Genomic DNA, 4,566 nt, shown 5'->3' with positions numbered 1-4,566 from the left:
GCCATTTCTTGGCTATACCTGCATATTTCTCTGCAACATCATATAAACCAAGCATATGCGCCATTTCGCTATATCCGGCTACACCCATGATCGCTTTTACTGAAAGATTGGCATTATGGGCCCAATGACCGGCGAAGTCATCCGTGCATAATTGGTTCTCCGGGTCCTGTCCAAACGACCCGCAAACACATTAACATCCTATTAATTAATGGATTATGATTGAATTGTATTGCGTTTGTATTGTAATTCTATGTATTATACATGAATAAATAAGTTACAGAAAGAAAAGAATTATAGGAAGTATGAGATACTTGTCTTATATATTAGAATAGCAGTTCCTTATAGATTTATTTAAAAACTTTATTTTCATCTGTCTAAATGCTCTAACGATGTAAGAATGAAGCATATCTGTTTGGACATGAACATAAACTCTATAATATTACCGATAGTACTTTATGTGGTTAGATATCAGTAACTTATAGTTACCTGTCATTTCTTGGAATGGAAACTGTCGTTTCCCGGTGAGGGAACGGACGTTCCTTTTAATGGAAACGACTGTTCCTTTTAAAGGGAACTGGCGTTTCCTCCGAGGAAACTAACGCCTGTTGTCTTATTCTAAAAATGGTTATAGTTTTATCTCCCTAAGGAATTCATCTGGCTAATTTGGCACGCAACTCTTTTAGTCTTTTAGCAGCCTGCTGATTATCCACTTTAATATATCGCATAAACGCAGATGGACTTTTATGTCCGGATATACGCATTAGTTCTGCTGCAGGAAAACCAGATAGATACATGTTTGTACAAAACGATCGCCGACAGGTGTGGGAAGAGATCATTTCCCATTTCTCATATATTCTCTTTTCTCGCTCTTTACCTTTCCTGCGGACAACTTCAATCTTCTGGCTCAATTTTATCTTCCGCCCCAACTCTTTGACTCTCTCATTAAACATGTATCGTGGGATTTTAGGCAAATCATAATTATACTTTTTAAGAATTTCAGGCACATAATCAATCATGGGAATCACTACAGCCTTGTGTACCTTCCGCTGTTTGAGATTTATATTCTCATTATCCAAATCAATATGCTCAGGACTTAAAGTTGAAAGGTCACTGTATCGTAATCCTGTGAAACACCCGGTAATGAATACATCCCGTATCTCTTCCAATTGTTTATCATCTGATAAATCAAGTTCGTATATTGCAGCCAGCTCCTTTTCATTTAGATAAATAGCATCAGTTTCCTCTTCTACAACTTTGAAGTTCTTTAGGTCAATCGGTGGAATAATTCCTTTTACTATTTGATAATTAACAAAGCCTTTCAACAAACGTATGATTTTTCCTGCAGAATTGGTGAGCAGCCCTACAGTTCCGTTTGGTTTTACTACTTTATGAAATAGATAATCCATAAACTCGTTGTAAAATGTCAGATTCAAGTTGCGGAATGTTACAGGTTGTGATGAGTATTCTTTAAAGGCGGTCAGATGCTTGCGGAGTGTTCGATAGTCTTTTATTTGATCTGCAGAGACGGATGGTGCTTTTTCCACTATATACCGTTCTAATGCATCAAACATATCTACCCGATTAGGACGCAGATCATATTCCCTGTTCTTTTCTAATTCAAGCAAGACAAAATCAACTGTCGGATCTATGCCGTTTACTTTAGCATAGGTGAGAATATCACCGAGCTTAGATGTTATCTTAATCAAGCAGGCGTCAATTTCTTCATAATGGGGACATGCACGCTTAATCCATTTCCTTTTTGCATCCCAATGTTCCGGTTTGATATTGTATCCGGTAGAGATAAGCGTGCGCTTGTTCCGATTGTAATTATATCGAACATAAAGGACAGTAGTTCCCTCTTGGGTAACGTACTTGGGCTTAATATATGGTATATATTTTGCGATGGTATAATCAGTATTGCATTCGTGTTGCAAATTTACGAAAGCTATCTGAAATGACCAATATCTCTTTTGTTAAAGTTAGAAGTCATCAATTAATAGACCTTCATTTTGGGTTGGTAAGGATAAAATCTGCTCAAAAAAGGATAAATACTGCTCAAACAACGTCAGAGCCCCTATTCCGTATGTTAAAAGAACGTTTGAAATCCAAAAAAGAATAGATTTTGTCCTTTCTTGAACACAGATTTTCCTTGTTTCTTCTATTAATTCCATTATTTTGTGTCATCAAGATGAGATACTATGGAAAATAAAGAGTTTGTTAAAGCTCGATATTTGCTAGAAATACACGATTTGTTAGCCGCTTCTCCATAACATTTCATCCTAAATATGACAGTACTGATATTATATATTAAAGGTATAGGAAAACGGGTATAAAGATTGCAATTATTCAAAGGTGAGATAGTATTAAGGTAAAAAGTGGATTTAAAAGAATACTTAGGGCTTGTTTTTTTATGAGGTAAATAAGATTGATGGATGGATAACCTTGGATTTGAAGATTAATTTAAAGCAAATATTTATGAAGAAATTGCTAGCCATAATGGCTCTTTCAGTCGGCTTGTTGGCAAATGCCCAGACCGTTGACTTATTAAAACCTGCAAAAGATATAGCGCTACGTGCTCCGTCGGTGCCTATTATCGTTTCAGATCCTTATTTTTCGATCTGGTCACCCTATGATAAATTAATGGAAGGTAGTACAGAGCATTGGACAAGTGCGAAGAAACCTTTATTGGGTGCTCTGCGTGTTGACGGAAAAGTATATCGTTTTTTGGGGAAAGATAAAATTAATCTGGTACCTATTGCTCCTATGACTAATGTAGAACGTTGGGAAGCAGCGTACACTAACAGCCAACCATCAAACGGATGGCAAGAATTTCAGTTTGATGATAGCAATTGGAAGAAAGGTAAAGCAGCGTTTGGTAGTCGTGATATGGAACGTATTCACACAGAATGGAAAGGAGACAATACCGATATCTACATTCGTCGCACTTTCGATTTTAATGAACCGAATATCGCTGAAGATATTTATCTGATCTATTCTCATGATGATGTATTTGAGTTGTATCTAAATGGGGAAAAGCTTGTTTCTACAGGACTTGTCTGGAAGAATAATGTATATCTGAAACTTTCAGAAGAAGCAAAAAAGAAACTTCGTAAAGGTAAGAACGTAATCGCTGTCCATTGCCACAATACTACAGGTGGTTCATATGTCGATTTCGGATTGTTTCGTGAGAAGGAAAATGCTGTTAAGTTTGCAAATGAAGCTGTTCAGAAATCTGTAGACGTATTGGCTACTTCCACCTACTATACTTTCACTTGTGGTCCTGTAGAGCTTGATGTCGTGTTTACCGCTCCTCAATTGATTGATGATCTTGATTTATTGTCAACTCCTATAAACTATGTTTCTTATCGTGTACGTTCATTAGATAAAAAAACTCATGATGTACAATTCTATATGGAGACAACTCCTGAACTGGCTATTAACGAAAGTAACCAGCCTACTGTTGCTCGTACCTTATCAAAGAACGGTATCAGTTATGTAGAAGCAGGTTCAATCGATCAACCAATATGTGACCGAAGAGGTGACTTGATTTGTGCTGATTGGGGTTATGCATATCTTGCTAGTACGAATGGATCAGGTAAATCAGTCAGTTTGGGAGACTATTACGGAATGAAAGAATCATTCGTGAAAAATGGTACATTAGCCACTACAAAGGCTAAATGGACAACTCGTAAAGAGGAAGATAATCCGGCTATGGCATATGTTCACAATCTTGGTTCTGTCTCTAATAGCGGGAAAGAAGGATTCATGATGCTTGGTTATGATGACATTTACTCTATTGAGTATATGTACGAGAAGCGTATGGGCTATTGGAAGCATGATGGCAAAGTGACTATCTTCGATGCTTTCGAAAAATTGAGAGACAACTATCAGGCTATTATGGAACGTTGTCGCGCCTTTGACGAACTTATTTATGACGATGCAGAAAAGGCAGGCGGCAAAAAATATGCAGAAATCTGTTCGGCATCTTATCGCCAAGTGATCTCTGCTCATAAACTCTTTACTGATAAAGAAGGTAACTTGTTATGGTTCTCTAAAGAAAACAACAGTAATGGTTGTGTAAATACAGTAGACCTAACTTATCCATCCGCACCACTATTTTTGGTTTATAACCCTGAATTACAGAAAGCTATGATGACTAGCATCTTTGAGTATAGTGCTAGCGGTCGTTGGAACAAACCTTTTCCAGCACACGATTTAGGGACTTATCCTATTGCTAATGGTCAAGTGTATGGGGGTGACATGCCAATTGAAGAAGGAGGTAACATGGTAATTCTTGCTGCTGCTATTAGCAAAATCGAAGGGAATGCTGATTATGTAAAAAAAATATTGGGATCTCTTAACTACTTGGACAAACTATCTCGTAGAGTATGGACAGGACCCGGAGAACCAATTATGCACGGATGACTTCGCCGGTCATTGGGCCCATAATGCCAATCTTTCAGTAAAAGCGATCATGGGTGTAGCCGGATATAGCGAAATGGCGCATATGCTTGGTTTATATGATGTTGCAGAGAAATATGCAGGTATAGCCAAGAAAATGGCGGT

General features: G+C 37.5%; 2 protein-coding genes and 1 pseudogene. 1 reads left to right on the top strand and 2 read right to left on the bottom strand.

Annotated features, from left to right (window positions below; all coding sequences use genetic code 11):
* Positions 1 to 650: 650 nt before the first annotated feature.
* Together HMPREF9007_RS00565 and HMPREF9007_RS26935 are read right to left on the bottom strand one after the other, a co-directional pair.
* The gene (locus HMPREF9007_RS00565; protein WP_008763857.1) at positions 651 to 1,934 is read right to left on the bottom strand and encodes a site-specific integrase; all 1,284 of its coding nucleotides are present in this window, start codon (positions 1,932 to 1,934) and stop codon (positions 651 to 653) included.
* A 45-nt stretch (positions 1,935 to 1,979) separates the two neighbouring features.
* Positions 1,980 to 2,171 carry a hypothetical protein gene (locus tag HMPREF9007_RS26935; protein ID WP_008763856.1) on the bottom strand — a complete coding sequence of 64 codons (192 nt, stop codon included), beginning with the start codon at positions 2,169 to 2,171 and terminating at the stop codon, positions 1,980 to 1,982.
* A gap of 304 nt (positions 2,172 to 2,475) precedes the next feature.
* Here HMPREF9007_RS26935 and HMPREF9007_RS00570 point away from each other — a divergent pair.
* Positions 2,476 to 4,566 (top strand): annotated as a pseudogene (locus tag HMPREF9007_RS00570) (DUF4965 domain-containing protein); the annotation flags it as partial.

This window comes from Bacteroides sp. 1_1_14 (assembly GCF_000162515.1).
Classification (GTDB): domain Bacteria; phylum Bacteroidota; class Bacteroidia; order Bacteroidales; family Bacteroidaceae; genus Bacteroides; species Bacteroides thetaiotaomicron.
Note: the sequence above shows the minus strand (reverse complement) of the source record. Positions and strands in the feature narration are given on the sequence as shown.

Coding starts and splice junctions, on each gene's coding strand:
- HMPREF9007_RS26935 (WP_008763856.1), bottom strand. CDS start 2,171: ATGGAATTAATAGAAGAAACAAGGAAAATCTGTGTTCAAGAAAGGACA.